Raw genomic sequence first — 13821 nt, 5'->3', positions numbered from 1 at the left:
TCAACCGTCAGGCAGCGTCTGTGAAGCTAGAATCATGCGCGTGAGCAGGGCCGACCTCAGCAAGAAGCCCGCCGACGTCGCCGCGATGTTCGACGCGGTGTCTACGCGATACGACCGCACGAACGCGGTCCTCTCGGTCGGCAACGACGCACTGTGGCGCGCCGCGACGACCCGGGCGGTGTCTCCTCGCATCGGCGAGCACATCCTCGATCTCGCCGCCGGCACCGGAACCTCGAGCGAGTCCCTCGCCCGATCCGGCGCGCACGTCACCGCCGCCGACTTCTCTCAGGGCATGCTCGAGGTGGGCCGCCGACGGCACATCGACAATCCGCGCATCCGCTTCGTCTTCGCCGACGCCATGGCGCTGCCCTTCCCCGACGCCAGCTTCGATGCGGTCACCATCTCGTTCGGCCTGCGCAACGTCGAGGATCCCAAGACGGCGCTCGCCGAGCTGTTCCGGGTGACTCGACCGGGCGGTCGCATCGTGATCTGCGAGTTCTCCACTCCGCCCGTGCCGCTGATCAAGCTCGGCTATCGGATCTACCTCGAGACGGTGCTGCCGCTGGTGTCCAAGTTCACGAGCTCCAACGCGCCCGCCTACGACTACCTCAACGAGTCCATCCAGGGCTGGCCCGACCAGGCGACGCTGTCGTCCTGGCTCCGGGACGCGGGATTCGCCCAGGTGGCGCACCGCAACCTCACCTTCGGCACCGTCGCGCTGCATCGCGGAGTCCGACCGCTCGACTCCCTTCCCGGCGGCGCCGCCTCGACCGGATCCGGAGCATGAGCCCCGCCCCCGTCGCGCGGAGGAGCAAGGCCCTCTCGTCGCAGTTCGGCCTCACCGAGCGGATCTTCGCCTCCTCGGCCGATCGGCGGACCGTCGCCGCAGTCGAGCGTGGGCTCGAGCAGGTCGAGGCGGGCCTGCTGCGCGAGATCTCGTTCAGCGACGGCGTCGCGGACACGACCTCGCGCTACCTATTGTCGGCGGGCGGCAAGCGGGTGCGTCCGCTGCTCACCCTGCTCACGGCGCAGCTCGGCGATGGCATCAACGAGAGGGTGCTGACCGCGGCCGAGGCCGTCGAGATCACCCACCTGGCCTCGCTGTACCACGACGACGTCATGGACGAGGCGGAGCGCCGTCGCGGCGTCCCGACCGCGCAGGCGGTCTGGGGCAACTCGGTCGCCATCCTCACCGGCGACCTGCTGTTCGCCCGCGCCAGCAAGCTGATCGCCTCGCTCGGTGAGCGCGCCATCCGCCTGCAGGCCGACACCTTCGAGCGACTCGTCCTCGGCCAGCTGCACGAGACCGTCGGCCCCCAGCCCGAGGACGACCCGGTCGAGCACTACATCGACGTGCTCCGCGACAAGACCGGCTCGCTGATCGCGGCCGCCGCCGAGTTCGGCGCCATCTTCGGCAACGCTCCGGCCGGCGCCGACACCGCCGTGGTCGAGTTCGGCCTCTCCATCGGCGTCGCGTTCCAGCTCGTCGACGACGTCATCGACCTCTCCCCGCACATCGAGGAGACCGGCAAGCAGGCCGGCACCGACCTGCGCGCCGGCGTGCCCACGCTGCCGCTGCTGTATCTGCGCCAGCACGCTCTGACCGACCCGTCCGCGGCCCGGCTGCTCGATCGCATCGACCGCAACCTCGGCGTCGACGACTCGCCCGAGCTGTCGCTCGCGATCGAGGAGCTGCGGGAGCACGAGGTCACCGCCATCACCATCTCCGAAGCGCATCGGCATGCCGAGAACGCGGTGGCCGCTCTCGCTCCGCTGCCCGACGGCAGTGTGAAGAGCGCGCTGACCCGGTTCGCCGACGTGATGGTCGAACGCTCCAGCTGATCGTCGGCTCGCCGCCGGCACCCGTCCTTCCGTCCGACAGGTCCTCTCCGGACACCGTCCACCCTTCGAAATGAGCACATCCATGACCAAGCTCCGGCTGGCCATCGTCGGTGCGGGACCCGCAGGCATCTACGCCGCGGATCTCGCCATCAAGGCGGAGAAGGCCTTCGACCTCTCCATCGACCTGTTCGAGCGCCTGCCCGCGCCATACGGGCTCGTCCGCTACGGGGTCGCCCCCGATCACCCGCGCATCAAGGGCATCATCTCCGCGCTGCGCGACGTGCTCGACCGCGGCGACATCCGCCTCTTCGGCAACGTCGACTACGGCACCGACATCACCCTCGAGGACCTCAAGAAGCACTACAACGCGGTCATCTTCTCGACGGGATCGATCCTCGACGCCCCGCTGGTCATCCCCGGCATCGACCTCGAAGGCTCCTACGGGGCGGCGGAGTTCGTCAGCTGGTTCGACGGGCACCCCGACGTGCCGCGCACCTGGCCGCTGGAGGCCCAGGGGATTGCCGTCATCGGCAACGGCAACGTCGCGCTCGACGTGGCGCGCATGCTCGTGAAGCATCCCGAGGACCTGATGCCCACCGAGATCCCCGCCAACGTCGAAGAGGGCCTGAAGTCGTCGCCCGTCACGGATGTGCACGTCTTCGGACGTCGAGGTCCGATGCAGGTGAAGTTCACCCCGCTCGAGCTGCGCGAGCTCGGCGAGCTGCGCGACGTGGACATGATCCTGCACGACGAGGACTTCGAGTACGACGAGGCGTCGAAGACCGCGATCGCGACGAACAAGCAGGTCATGGTCATCGACAAGGTGCTGAACCAGTGGCGCCAGCGCGAGACCGGGAAGGCCAGTCGTCGCCTCCACCTGCACTTCTACGCGAGGCCGCACGAGGTGCTCGGCGAGGACGGCAGGGTCGTCGGCTTCCGCTGGGAGCGCACCGAGCCCGACGGCGAGGGCGGCGTACGGGGGACCGGCGAGTTCCGCGAGGTACCGGTCCAGGCGCTCTATCGGGCCGTGGGCTACTACGGCTCACCACTCGAGGGCCTGCCGTTCGATTCGGCGCGCGGCGTCGTGCCCAACCGTGAGGGTCAGGTCCTGGACGGCGACGAGATCATGCCCGGCGTCTTCACGACGGGATGGATCAAGCGCGGCCCGGTCGGGCTGATCGGCCACACCAAGAGCGACGCGATGGAGACGGTCGGGCACGTGCTGCGCAGCCAGGCCGACTGGTGGACGCCCGAGCATCCCGACGAGGCGTCCGTGCCCGCCCTGCTCGCGAGCCGCGGCGTGCAGTTCACGACCGTCGATGGCTGGCACGCGCTCGATGCGCACGAGCTCGCCCTGGGCGAGGCGGTCGGCCGCACCCGGATCAAGGTCGTTCCGCGCGAGGAGATGACCGCCATCTCCCGCGCCTAGCCGAATCGAGATGCCACTTTCCGTTCCTATTCAGTCGTCATAGGGACGGAAAGTGGCATCTCGATTCATGTGAGGCGCTTCTCGAAGTAGACGCGGCGGAAGCCGTGCTCCTCGCGGCGGTCATATTCGACGTAGCCCCGGCGCGGGTAGAACGTAAGGTTCTCCGTCATCGCCTCATTCGTGTAGAGGCGGACCCGGGATCGCCCCTGCTCATGGGCGAGGTGCTCGGCCTGCTCGAGCAATCGGCTCCCCAATCCGGTCCCCTGATAGCGGGGTTCGACGGCAAGGTTCTCGATGAGGAGGGCGTCTTCCGCGAGCTCGGCGACGAGCATCCCCGCCAGTGTCGGCCCGTTCCACGCCAGGGTGGCCGTTCCCGACGCTGCGACCTCGTCGTAGTCCGCGCCCATCGGGGCGGGCGCACGTCCGATCCGCTCGACGTACATCTCATATGCCGCATGCGCGAGCGCCCGCATCGCGTCGGCATCACCCGCCGTGGCCGCACGCAACACCACGTCCGAGGCCGAATTGCCACTATTGGCTCTCAAACCGCGGTTCACAGAGCCAAAGGTGGCAATTCGACGCTTCGTGATCAGCGGAAGTTGAGGAACTGGATGTCGATGTCCAGGTCGGAGCGCTTGAGCAGCGCGATCGTCTCCTGGAGGTCGTCGCGACTCTTCGACTGCACGCGCAGCTCGTCGCCCTGGATCTGGCTCTTGACCGACTTCGGCGCCTCGTCGCGGATGATCTTGCCGATCTTCTTGGCCTGGTCCTGCTCGATGCCGTTCTTGAGCGTCGCCTCGAGGCGGTACTCCTTGCCGCTCGCGTATGGCTCACCCGCGTCGAGGCTCTTGAGTGAGATGCCGCGCTTGATGAGCTTCGACTCGAAGACGTCGAGGATCGCCTTGACGCGCTCCTCCGAGTTCGCCTTCATGAGGATCTTCTCGCCGCTCCACTCGATGGATGCGCCGATGTTCTTGAAGTCGTAGCGCTGCTCGACCTCTTTGTGGGCCTGGTTGAGGGCGTTGTCCGCCTCCATCTTGTCGACCTTGCTGACGATGTCGAACGATGAATCTGCCATGGCTCGAGTCTAGGAGCGCAACCAAACCGTGATTCGCGCGATTTCGTCGCGCCCGCGTGCTCCCGTATCCTTGATCCGCGCCTCCGGTCCGATCGTACGATCTGGCCGGAGCAGCCAGGCGAGTTACCCAAGTGGCCAAAGGGATCTGACTGTAAATCAGCCGGCGTAGCCTTCGGGGGTTCGAATCCCTCACTCGCCACAACGACAGAACGCCGCCCATCAGGGCGGCGTTCTGTCGTTTGCGGCCGGTCGCAGCTGAGGTGCCCAGTTCTGCTGCTCGACGTGCGTTTCAGGCGGCAGAAATGGGCAGCTCGCGCCGAGCGAGCTCGTCGACCGTCGCTATCTCGGCGACGAGCCGCCGATCCGCGCCCGCACGCACGGCGATGATGCCGGCGACGAGCACCGCCCCGCCGAGCAGCTGCACCGCGGTGAGGGCCTGCCCGAGGAACAGCCAGGCGAGGGCGGAGGCGAACACCACCTCGAGCAGTCCGACGAAGGAGCCGATCCGCGAGCCGAGGAGCTGCGTCCCGGTGATGCCGGCGACGTAGGCGAAAGCGGTCGGGATGATCGCGACGAGGATCACCGGCGCCCACCAGGGAGCCGCCATCCCCCAGACCACGACGTCCGCCGAGCTGATCGCGACCGGGAACACGCCGAGCATCGCGAAGGGCGCGAGCACGATGGCGCCGAGGAGCAGACCGAACGAGGCGAGCGCGATCGAGGGCAGTCCCCGTGCATCGCGCGCCGCCACGACGAAGTAGACGGCGCAGCCGACCATCGCTCCGAAGGCGCAGACCACGCCGCGCAGGTCGGGCGCGACGAGCGCGCCCGGTCCGATCACGAGGACGAGGCCGCCGATGGCCAGCAGCGATCCGAGCAGCACGGGGCGCGCGGGCACCCGACGGCTGAGGACCCATGCCACGAGCACGAGGAGGACGGGGGAGAGGAACTCGATGAGCAGGGTCGTGGAGACCGCCACGGTCTGGAGCGCGGTGAAGTAGAGCAGCTGGGTTCCTGCGACGCCGGCCGCGCCCATGCCGAGGATGCGCCAGCGACCGGTCCATGCTGTCCGCCAGTTCCCCTTGAGTGCGCGAATCGCGAAGGGGAGCAGGATGAGGCCGCCAAGCAGCGCGCGGAGCACGACGACGGCGGCCGGCGACCAGCCGGTCTCGAGCAGCGGCTTCGCCAGCGTGCCCGAGGTGCTGAAGCCGAGCGTGCTGGTGATCGCGATGACCAGCCCGAGTGCTCCCGATCGCTTCATCCGATGCTCCTTCGCTCGTGGGCAGGCGGCCGAGCGGGGTACATCCGCGTCATGGTCTAATTGCCGTGTTGCTCCTCACGGTATGAGCTTCGCGATAAGGAGTCAAATTGCTTTTAGCCCCTGACACGATGACGGCGCTCGACTTCTTCACCGACCTCGCCAACACCACCCCATCGGCGTCTCGCACTGGCACGGACGAGCTCCCGACCCCCGAGGCCCTGGTCGAGCTCGTGACCCGCGCCCTGTACTCCGGACGCATCGACGGAGACCAGCGGGAGCTCGACGATGTGCTCCGCTTCCGCCAGCGCATCCGCGCGGTCTGGTCGCTGGACGGTGAGCCCCTTGTCGAGCGGATCAACGAGATGCTCCGGGAGGCCAATGCGCTGCCCTTCCTCGTCCGGCATGACGGACTCGACTGGCACCTGCATGCCACTTCGCCGGACGCTCCCCTCGCCGAGCGGATGAGTGTCGAGGCGGCCCTCGCCCTCTCGGAGGTCGTCCGGATGGACGCAGTGGCACGAATGCGCGTCTGCGCGGCCGATGACTGCGACGGCCTGCTCATGGATCTCTCCCGCAACGGATCCAAGCGGTTCTGCTCCGTGCGCTGCTCGAATCGCGTCAACATGATCGCCTTCCGCGAGCGGCAGCAGGATCGCGGAGACGACGCGGGCCGGTCCTGACGCGATCGTCACCGCCCCGAAGAGGGTCTACTCGGCAGATCGGCGCGCCTCGTACCGTGCAGTCATGCCGAAATCGCGTCCTGCACCGTCCACGATCCTGCTGATCGTCGCGGCCGTCGTCGCGCTTCTGGACGTCCTGCTCTACGGGCTCGCGTTCGCCGCTCTGGCCGACGGTCCGACCGCACCCGGCTACGGGCTGCTGCTCGTGGCCAATCGGACCGCCATCCTCGTGGCGTTCGGAGCATCGCTCGGAGTGCTGGTCGGCGGAGTGCGCACGGAGCTGACCGCTCGAGCCGTGACATCTCGCAGCATGGCGCTCCTGCTCGCGGCAGGCGTCACCGCCGGCATCGCAGCGGGCCTGTACGCGCTCGGCGGCGCGCTCGCCGGCCTGGCGCCGGAACAGCAGCCTCTCGACCTCAACTCGCTCCTGCTCGCCGTGTCGGGAACCGGTTACGACCTGGCAGCGGTGCCGATCGTGCTCGCTGTCGCGGCGGGTATCCTGCCCCTGATCCGCGCCCTGCAGGACGCCTTCGCCGAGCGCGCCACCTTCCCGACGGCAGAGCTCGAACCGCAGCGGTAGTCGTCACGCGGGCTCAGTTGCCGGCGATGGGAAGCGGGGGCCGTCGGCCGTGCGCTTGACTGGGGCCATGACCGGTCTCCCCTCGCCCGACGAGCTGCTCGCCATCGCCATCGACGTCGCCCGTGAGGCGGGCGCGCTCGCGCTGTCCCGACAGGAGGGGATCGAGGTCGCGGCGACGAAATCGTCGCCCATCGACGTCGTCACGGAGGCGGATCGCGACACCGAGGCGCTCATCCGCGCGAGGCTGTCGGCGCTGCGTCCCAACGACGGCTTCCTCGGCGAGGAGTCGGGCGGCGCCGCGGGCAGCACGGGGATCACCTGGGTCGTCGACCCCATCGACGGCACCGTCAACTACCTCTACGGCATCCCCGCCTGGTCGGTGAGCATCGCGGCGGTGCAGAGTCCGAACGCCGACGCGGCCGCCGATCCGCAGACCTGGACCGCCCTGGCCGGGGTCGTCTTCAATCCGGTGAACGGTGAGCTCTTCTCCGCGACGGCCGGTGGAGGCGCTTGGCTGGGCGATCGCCGACTCGCCGTCAACACCGGCATCCCTCTCGACCGGGCGCTCATCGCCACCGGCTTCTCCTACAGCCTCGCCGCCCGCGACGAGCAGCTCGCCACTCTCACCCGACTCGGCAGGGAGGTGCGCGACATCCGCCGGATCGGCTCCGCCGCGCTCGATCTCTGCAATGTGGCGAGCGGTCGGTACGACGGCTACTACGAGCGCTACCTCAACGCGTGGGACCTCGCGGCGGGCGCGCTCATCGCGGCCGAGGCGGGTGCGATCGTGCGAGGAGCGGGGGAGACCAGACCTGATCGGCTGCTCACCTTCGCGGCGGGATCGGGCCTCGCCGACGCCCTCCACCCTCTCGTGGATGTGCTCCGCGAGCTGCCCTGACCGCTCGATTCCCGGCGGTCCACTTCGACGAAGCTGCGTGCGAGGCGCCCCCGGCCGCGCCCCCGATTCATGGACTCGGGTCGACAGATCGGTGAACGGCACGTAGCGTGTAAACCAGGTAATCGCTCGCAATTCGCTCTGTGGGCTCAATTCGCTCGCTCCCGACGGGCCCGTTTCCACCGAGGACCACCCGCGTCTTGCACCGCTCCCGTTCGACCTTCTCCACGCCAGCCGCGCATCAGGCGGCGGAACAGGCGACCTCTCGACGCGAGTTGAGGGAGCGCCGGGAGTCGCTCGAATCCGGGGGATCGCGTCGCCGGGACAGCCGCGGATCCGTGGTCCGCAGCTCTTCTTCGTCTGCCCGCGCACCGCGCTCAGCGGGATCGCTCGCCGGCCAGGGCTCGGCTTCGTCGGACCGTCGCAGACAGCCCCACGCTGCTCGCCGCACCATCTCCCAGGTCGTATTCACTGCCTTCACGATGATCGCCGTGGCGCTGATGGCACTCGTCACCTCGGTGCCCGCGAACGCGTTGCTCAGTTCCGCAGATCTCAGCTCGAACCGTCTCGGCACTCTCTCGCCGACCGCCGATCAGGTCCTCGCCGCCTCGGGTGGCCAGTCGGAGGTGGTCAGCCGCGACGGCTACGGCAGCGACGCCGCCCCGCCCTCGGTCGTCTGGCCGGTCGCCAAGCACACGGTCAGCGATGGCTTCGGGTACCGCGTCTCCCCGTGCTCGGGCTGCTCGACCATGCACCAGGGCACGGACTTCACCGGCGGCTACGGCGCCGACATCGTGGCGATCGCCGACGGGACCGTCAAGACCGTCATCGAGCAGAGCGGCGGCCTCGGCGTGCACGTGATCATCGAGCACCAGATCGATGGCGAGATGTACACGAGCATCTACGGCCACATGCAGTTCGGCTCGGTCGGAGTCGTCGAGGGCCAGACGGTCAAGGCGGGCGACTTCGTCGGACTGCTCGGCAACACGGGCGACTCCACCGGTCCTCACCTGCACTTCGAGCTGCACCCGGGTGGCGGCGCCGCGGTCGACGCCTTCAAGTGGCTCACCGCCAACGTCAGCTGAGCCGCGTCGACGCCTTTCACCGATCAGGCGATCTTCACCGATCAGGCGATTCTGCGATCTTGAGCGCCGTTCAGGCGATTTTCGCCTGAACCCTGTGCGAAAGCCTGAACCGTGAAAATGCTCCGGCGGGGACGGCCTCCGCGCAGAGGAGGGTTCGGGACGACATGACGCCGCGACCGCAGCTGCTCGGTGGGACCGGTTCGCCCCAGAGCGGGGGCGGTTCTCGGCGGCTACTTGACAATCGCATCAGTGTGTCGGCGGGCGGGAGTCAACTCTCAGCCTTAGGGTGACCCTCGAAAAGGCCACATGTGACCGAACGATTCGCACCGGCTGTCCGGCGAGAGCTCATCGTTGCAGAGCAGCAGCGCGAGCGCGCCCTCGTGGCGGACACCCCCACCACTCCGGTCGCCATCCTCAGTGAGGCGGCCATCGCCGCGGACCTCGAACGCCGCAGGAACGCGAGTCTGCCCGACCGCATCCGCACCGCGGTCACCACGCGCCCCACGATGCCCGTCCCGATCGTCCGAGCCACTGAGAGGGCCGGCTCTGCCATCGCCGCCCGCCGGGCTGACTCGGCTCGGATCGCTCGCAACAGGGAGCGTGTGCGGGCTGCCAAGCGCTCGGGGCTCGCTGTCCTGACGGTCGCATTCGTGATGGCGGTCACCATCGTCACGACCATCCCCGCCCAGTCGCTGGTCGATCCGGCGCAGCTCGCGGCCGGCAAGGGTCCGCTCATCCTGATGCAGTCCCTTCCGCCTCAGGAGCTGCAGGTCCTCACCGGTGGGGCCGACACCGCCGTCAGCCGCGACACCTACTCGGTGGAGTCGATCCGCAAGAAGCTCGCGGTCGTGGCGGCAGGGCGCAGCGCCGCGTTCACCAACGATCCGAGCGGCACGATCCAGTGGCCGTTCGTCTATGGCGTGCCGATGTCGGATCAGTTCGGGCCGCGCGTGCTCTGCGACACCTGCGGCGTCACCATGCACAACGGCGCCGACTTCCTGCCCGGACGGGGCGCGCCCATCCAGGCCATCGCCGACGGCAGGGTGCGCTACGTCGAGGAGTCCGACGACGGACTCGGCGTGCACGTGATCATCGACCACCAGATCGATGGCGAGCTCGTCTCATCGGTCTACTGCCACATGGAGTTCGGCTCGGTCCCGCTGAGCGTCGGCGATCAGGTGCGGGTGGGCGAACTCGTCGGAACGGTCGGCGACACCGGCTTCGCGTTCGGCCCGCATCTGCACTTCGAGATCCGCTTGGGCGGCACGGACAACGTCGACCCGGTGGCCTGGCTCCGCTCCCACGCCAACTGAGTGTGTACGTTCCGGCCCGGTGTGCCCGGAATTTCGCACACGTGATGCATCTTTCGTGCACATGGGCGAGCGGGACGCTGAGTGCTGCTGGTACCTGATGCCGTGACGGCCGAGCTCATGTCCGCATCCATGTGCACGAAACCGGCGGATGTGCACGAAATTACGTGCACATCCGGCCGGAACGTAGGAGTCACTCGTCGGGAGTGACCAGGACCCAGACCGTGGTGTCGATCGGGAGCGCGGCCTCGTGCAGCGCCTCGCTCGAGAGCAGGACGTCACCGACGGGCAGCTCGACCGCCACCTCGCCGAGGTTCGCGATCACCGTGACGCCGTTGTTGACGAAGGCCACTACGTCATCTCCGTAGTCGGAGAGCCACTCGATCGATCCCGTGCCGAGTTCGCGGCGGGAGCGCTCGGCGAGCGTCGCGCGGTAGAGCTCGAGGGTCGACCCGGGAACGCCCTGCTGGGTGTCCCTGGCCAGATCGCGCCACTCGCGGGGCTGCGGCAGCCAGCTCTCCCCGGTCGCATTGAAGCCGTATGCGGGAGCGTCTGCCTCCCAGGGGATCGGCACTCGACAGCCGTCGCGGCCGACCCGCTCGCCGTTGGTCCGGGAGAACACGGGGTCCTCGCGGTCGGCATCGGGGATGTCGAAGACCTCGGGCAGGCCGAGCTCCTCGCCCTGATAGATGTAGGCACTTCCCGGAAGGGCGAGCATCAGCGTGCTGGCGGCCCGCGCGCGGCGCAGTCCGACGGCAGCATCGGGAACTGCCGCCTTCGCGGCCTCCCAAGGGTCGATCACCGCAGAGTCGGTGGTGCTGGGGCGGGTCAGCGCCAGGCGTGATGCGTGCCGCATGACGTCGTGGTTGGAGAGCACCCAGGTGGAAGGGGCGCCGACATCGCCGAAGGCCTTGAGCGATCCGGCGATCACGGTGCGGAGCGATGTCGCCGACCACGGCGTCTCGAGGTAGCCGAAGTTGAAGGTCTGGTGCATCTCGTCGTCGCGCACCCAACGGGCGACGCGGGAGAGCGGCTCCACCCAGGCCTCGGCCACCAGCACCCTGTCGCCCTCGTACTCGGCGAGGACCTGATGCCATTCCCGGTATATCTCGTGCACGCCGTCCTGCGCCCAGTACGGCGGCGTCGGCGGATCCTGCTCGGCGTGGCCGGTCAGCTCGTCCTCCAAGCTGCCGCCCAGGCTCATCGTCGTCGCGGCGCCTTCGGCAGCGGTCCAGTCGGGCAGGCCGGCCTCTTTGACCAGCCCGTGCGCCACGTCGACGCGGAAGCCGTCCGCCCCACGGTCCAGCCAGAAGCGGAGGATGTCGAGGAACTGCTCGTGGACCCATCGATTGGTCCAATCGAAATCGGGCTGCGTGGTGTCGAACAGGTGCAGGTACCACTGGCCAGGCGTTCCGTCAGCCTCGGTGATTCGGGTCCAGGCGGGGCCGCCGAACACGGACTCCCAGTTGTTGGGCGCCTCGTCGCCGTTCGGTCCCGTGCCATCCCGGAAGAGGTAGCGGGCTCGTTCGGGGCTGCCCGGGGCCGCCGCGAGGGCCTCCTGAAACCAGACGTGATCCGAGGAGCTGTGGTTCGGCACCAGGTCGACGATGACCTTGAGGTCGAGCGAGTGGGCGTGTGCGAGCAGCTCGTCGAAGTCGGCGAGGGTGCCGAAGCGCGGATCGACATCGCGGTAGTCGGCGACGTCGTAGCCGGCGTCGTGCTGCGGGGAGGTGTAGAACGGCGACAGCCATACCGCGTCGACGCCCAACTCGCGCAGCGCGGGAAGGCGGATGTCGATGCCGGGCAAGTCGCCGATGCCGTCGCCGTCCCCGTCCGCGAACGACCGGGGGTAGATCTGGTAGATCACCGCTGATCGCCACCACTCGTCGGCGGGACGGGTGGCGGTGGGGAAGTCTTCGGCGTCGATCTCGGGGGTGTCGAGCGACGTGGACTCGCGGTCGAGCGGAGGGGGAGTGAGGGTCACTCGTCAACCCTATAGAGAGGGTGCGGACGGGCCCTGGAGAGGGGGCAGTCACACTACGAGGAGGACGTCGCTCGGATGCTAGTCTCTTGTGGTGCCAAAAGGGCATGCGCTCCGGCGCAGCCCAAATGTGCGCCCCCTTAGCTCATTGGTAGAGCACTTCCTTGGTAAGGAAGAGGTAGTGGGTCCGATTCCCACAGGGGGCTCTGCGCTCCCGTCGGCAGCTCGGCTGAACGGCGCGGTCGCATGCGGCGGGGTAGCTCAGGTGGTTAGAGCACACGGCTCATAATCGTGGTGTCGCGGGTTCAAGTCCCGCTCCCGCTACAGGCCCGGAATTCCGGGGCTTTTGATTCGGCTCGGACCCTATTTGGGCCCGGGCCGATTCTCGTTTGACCACATTTTGACCACACTTGTGGAAGTCGCGGCTTGATCCAGGCGGTGCGCCACTGAGTCGAGATCGTCATCGAAGAGGTCCGCGTAGACGTCGAGGGTCATAGCTGCCGAGGCATGCCCGAGCATCTTCTGGACGGCCTTCACGTTGGCGCCCGCGGCTATTGCGAGAGACGCGGCTGTGTGGCGGAGGTCATGGATCGTCATGGTCGGCAACCCGGCGCTCTCGAGCGCCTTGTCGAACCATGAGTTGAAGCGGGTTGTCGGGGTGATGAGGGGCTTGCCGAGCAGATCAGCGAAGACGAAGTCATCCTTCTCGCGACCGGCGATTGCCGCCTCGAGGGATGGCAGCAGGAAAGCGGGAAACGGCACCGACCTCCGCTTGTGGGTCTTGGGGGTGCCGATGATGACCTCGCCCTTCACGAGGACGGCGTTCTGCACCACGGCCAGCCGGCGGCGGACGAGGTCGATGTCCCGAGGCCGCAGCCCGGTCGCCTCGCCCCATCGGAGGCCCGTGTAGCCGAGCACGCGGATCAGAGTCGCATGCTGGCCACTCGCTTGAGCCAGGTGGTGAAGCTCTTCGTGCGTGAGATAGCGATGCTCCCGGCCGACCTTCCGGGGCAACGCGACGCCGCGCGCAGGATTCGCCGCGATGCGATGATCACGGACCGCCGCGTCCAAGACCGAGGCGAGGATGCCGTGGGCGCGGAGAACGAGAGCCGGCGACTTCGGCTTGTCGGTCGCGGATCCACGGGCGAGGTCGGCAACCCAGGTCTGCACCTCGCTGTAGCGGATCTCGCCGATGAGCTTTGCACCCCACTCCGGCTCCACGTGTAGACGCCAGGCAGACTCGACGACGGCGGTCGACGACGGCTTGAGGTGCGTCTGTCCCGAGAGCCACGCAGAGCCGAGCTGCCTGACCGTCACGCGCGCGGACGACGGGTCAATGTAGGTGCCGTCAGCCTTTCGCGACTCGACAGAGGCAAGGAATACTTCGGCCTCGCGTTTGGTGCGGAAGCCGCGTTTCGTTGTCTGAGTGTGATCGGGCTTCCTGTACCGGACGCGATAACGCTTGCCGGCCGATGAATCGTAAGACTCGATAGTGGCCAAAGGATGCTCCAGATGTGTTGGGCCTCGTGCGACGCTGTGCGCGAGTATCGCGCGATCCGCAGACAATCGCTCCTGTGCGATCTCGCGTGCTACGTGAACCGGTAGCCGAAGAGGGGTCGAGGTGCACCCCATCGGAGTTTCAGCCCGGTTCGCCGAGCACCTCGTGCCTATGCTCGGCGT

13 protein-coding genes and 3 tRNA genes are annotated in these 13821 nt (G+C 68.1%); 11 read left to right on the top strand and 5 right to left on the bottom strand.

The annotated features are described in order from the left end of the window. The first annotated feature begins 34 nt into the window (after nt 1-34). From ubiE to E6C64_RS10695, 3 genes are all read left to right on the top strand, one after another. Nucleotides 35-787, top strand: coding sequence for a bifunctional demethylmenaquinone methyltransferase/2-methoxy-6-polyprenyl-1,4-benzoquinol methylase UbiE (ubiE, locus tag E6C64_RS10705; protein ID WP_136427462.1), 753 nt, complete (start codon nt 35-37; stop codon nt 785-787). Next, nucleotides 784-1842, top strand: a complete 1059-nt coding sequence (locus E6C64_RS10700) for a polyprenyl synthetase family protein (RefSeq protein WP_136427460.1) — start codon at nt 784-786, stop codon at nt 1840-1842. The genes ubiE and E6C64_RS10700 overlap by 4 nt, the downstream gene beginning before the upstream one ends. A gap of 82 nt (nt 1843-1924) precedes the next feature. After that, the gene (locus E6C64_RS10695) at nt 1925-3271 is read left to right on the top strand and encodes a ferredoxin--NADP reductase domain-containing protein (protein WP_136427458.1); all 1347 of its coding nucleotides are present in this window, start codon (nt 1925-1927) and stop codon (nt 3269-3271) included. A gap of 65 nt (nt 3272-3336) precedes the next feature. Here E6C64_RS10695 and E6C64_RS10690 read toward each other — a convergent pair whose 3' ends face one another. Together E6C64_RS10690 and E6C64_RS10685 are read right to left on the bottom strand one after the other, a co-directional pair. Continuing rightward, complete coding sequence (locus E6C64_RS10690) at nt 3337-3777, bottom strand: GNAT family N-acetyltransferase (RefSeq protein WP_438941853.1); 441 nt, start codon at nt 3775-3777, stop codon at nt 3337-3339. A gap of 83 nt (nt 3778-3860) precedes the next feature. Then, nucleotides 3861-4349, bottom strand: coding sequence for a YajQ family cyclic di-GMP-binding protein (locus tag E6C64_RS10685; protein ID WP_136427457.1), 489 nt, complete (start codon nt 4347-4349; stop codon nt 3861-3863). A 117-nt stretch (nt 4350-4466) separates the two neighbouring features. On the opposite strand from E6C64_RS10685, the gene E6C64_RS10680 reads away from it, so the two are divergent. Further along, a tRNA-Tyr gene (locus E6C64_RS10680) sits at nt 4467-4548 on the top strand. Between the two features lie 90 nt (nt 4549-4638). On the opposite strand, the gene E6C64_RS10675 is transcribed toward E6C64_RS10680, so the two are convergent. Continuing rightward, complete coding sequence (locus tag E6C64_RS10675; protein WP_136427456.1) at nt 4639-5610, bottom strand: EamA family transporter; 972 nt, start codon at nt 5608-5610, stop codon at nt 4639-4641. A 128-nt stretch (nt 5611-5738) separates the two neighbouring features. Here E6C64_RS10675 and E6C64_RS10670 point away from each other — a divergent pair, with 128 nt between their 5' ends. The 5 genes from E6C64_RS10670 (at nt 5739) to E6C64_RS19530 (ending at nt 10163) form a co-directional block, all read left to right on the top strand. Next, nucleotides 5739-6290: a CGNR zinc finger domain-containing protein gene (locus E6C64_RS10670; protein WP_136427455.1), complete on the top strand. Its 552-nt coding sequence runs from the start codon at nt 5739-5741 to the stop codon at nt 6288-6290. A gap of 64 nt (nt 6291-6354) precedes the next feature. Continuing rightward, nucleotides 6355-6870 carry a hypothetical protein gene (locus tag E6C64_RS10665; protein WP_136427454.1) on the top strand — a complete coding sequence of 172 codons (516 nt, stop codon included), beginning with the start codon at nt 6355-6357 and terminating at the stop codon, nt 6868-6870. A gap of 67 nt (nt 6871-6937) precedes the next feature. After that, a complete protein-coding gene (locus E6C64_RS10660) occupies nt 6938-7768 on the top strand; it encodes an inositol monophosphatase family protein (protein ID WP_136427453.1) in 831 nt (276 codons plus the stop codon). A 497-nt stretch (nt 7769-8265) separates the two neighbouring features. Continuing rightward, on the top strand, nt 8266-8850 hold the full coding sequence (locus tag E6C64_RS10655; RefSeq protein WP_233255585.1) for a M23 family metallopeptidase: 585 nt from the start codon (nt 8266-8268) through the stop codon (nt 8848-8850). Between the two features lie 308 nt (nt 8851-9158). Beyond that, nucleotides 9159-10163, top strand: coding sequence for a M23 family metallopeptidase (locus tag E6C64_RS19530; RefSeq protein ID WP_136427451.1), 1005 nt, complete (start codon nt 9159-9161; stop codon nt 10161-10163). Nucleotides 10164-10353: 190 nt separating this feature from the next. On the opposite strand, the gene E6C64_RS10645 is transcribed toward E6C64_RS19530, so the two are convergent. Continuing rightward, nucleotides 10354-12087: a glycoside hydrolase family 13 protein gene (locus tag E6C64_RS10645; protein ID WP_136427565.1), complete on the bottom strand. Its 1734-nt coding sequence runs from the start codon at nt 12085-12087 to the stop codon at nt 10354-10356. Between the two features lie 188 nt (nt 12088-12275). On the opposite strand from E6C64_RS10645, the gene E6C64_RS10640 reads away from it, so the two are divergent. Continuing rightward, a tRNA-Thr gene (locus E6C64_RS10640) sits at nt 12276-12347 on the top strand. Between the two features lie 44 nt (nt 12348-12391). Continuing rightward, nucleotides 12392-12465: transfer RNA gene (locus E6C64_RS10635), tRNA-Met, on the top strand. Nucleotides 12466-12504: 39 nt separating this feature from the next. Here the strand turns inward: E6C64_RS10635 and E6C64_RS10630 are convergent. Beyond that, nucleotides 12505-13707, bottom strand: a complete 1203-nt coding sequence (locus tag E6C64_RS10630) for a site-specific integrase (RefSeq protein ID WP_332908227.1) — start codon at nt 13705-13707, stop codon at nt 12505-12507. Nucleotides 13708-13821: the final 114 nt, after the last annotated feature.

It is taken from the genome of Naasia lichenicola (genome assembly GCF_004801885.1).
GTDB lineage: Bacteria > Actinomycetota > Actinomycetes > Actinomycetales > Microbacteriaceae > Naasia > Naasia lichenicola.
This window is presented reverse-complemented; position numbering and strand designations above follow the sequence as displayed.